Origin of the sequence: Anoxybacillus thermarum (assembly GCF_000836725.1) — a bacterium.
Taxonomy (GTDB): domain Bacteria; phylum Bacillota; class Bacilli; order Bacillales; family Anoxybacillaceae; genus Anoxybacillus; species Anoxybacillus thermarum.
Genome location: NZ_JXTH01000138.1, coordinates 1 through 783, shown reverse-complemented (window position 1 = coordinate 783; position 783 = coordinate 1). Strand labels below are relative to the sequence as shown.

The 783-nt window shown below is 45.2% G+C and carries 1 protein-coding gene and 1 pseudogene; one reads left to right on the top strand and one right to left on the bottom strand.

Going from position 1 to position 783, the window contains the following annotated elements; genetic code table 11:
- A partial coding sequence (locus tag LH47_RS14770) for a DUF6904 family protein (protein ID WP_200890880.1) occupies positions 1-417 on the top strand: 417 nt, incomplete at its 5' end.
- 28 nt (positions 418-445) lie between these two features.
- On the opposite strand, the pseudogene LH47_RS14765 reads toward LH47_RS14770, so the two are convergent.
- Positions 446-783 (bottom strand): annotated as a pseudogene (locus LH47_RS14765) (ISNCY family transposase); the annotation flags it as partial.

Genomic DNA, 783 nt, shown 5'->3' with positions numbered 1-783 from the left:
ACATATAAGCTTTATGGTGTTGAGATTTTATGGCCTCTGGTCCTGGTTCAGTCCTCAATACTCAGAAACTCAATGGGTTATATTCAGACAGACAAAAACCAGCTGTCTGTCATGTATGCCTTTGAATACCTGATAGAATCAGCATTAACAGAGTCTGAGAGAACAACGTCGAATGATATTATGCTAACAGTAAAATATGCATCAGACTCTGATTTTAATTTCATTGAGGATAATATTGACAGCAGGTGCTGCTATTTTATCAGCCTATCTCCGGAGCAAAGAAAAAAGCAGTTAATCAGTATTGTTCGTTCTTTTCATTCATTATGGGGTAAGTATGCCCGTGAAAAGCAGGACATAAAGATGCTGAACGAAATGAATAATACATCATGGGTCTGGCCGGACAATATCAACTGGTGAGCAACCACTGTCCGGCCAGTGAGTACCATCAGCGGGCTCTTTTACCAAAAATGTCCTCTGAACGTGACTGAAGCTGTTTGAGTGCTTCGAGCATGTCATCATTATCCAGTGAGCGCTGGGATTTCTTCCCTTCCTGCTTTGGCCGTCGTCGGGAAGGGCCATCTCCAGCGGGAATTGACTGAGAGCGCGGGTTATCCCGCTTGCTCTGCACCAGACTGATAAACTCCAGGGTTCGGCCAAGACGCTTGTTATCGACAATCGCGCCCTGGTCGATTTCTGACAGTCGGTCGTAGGTAGAGTAGGGAAGTAGCGTACCGTTCAGGCGCAGCTCTTTTCTGCCATCAGGATAGTGATACACATCGATAT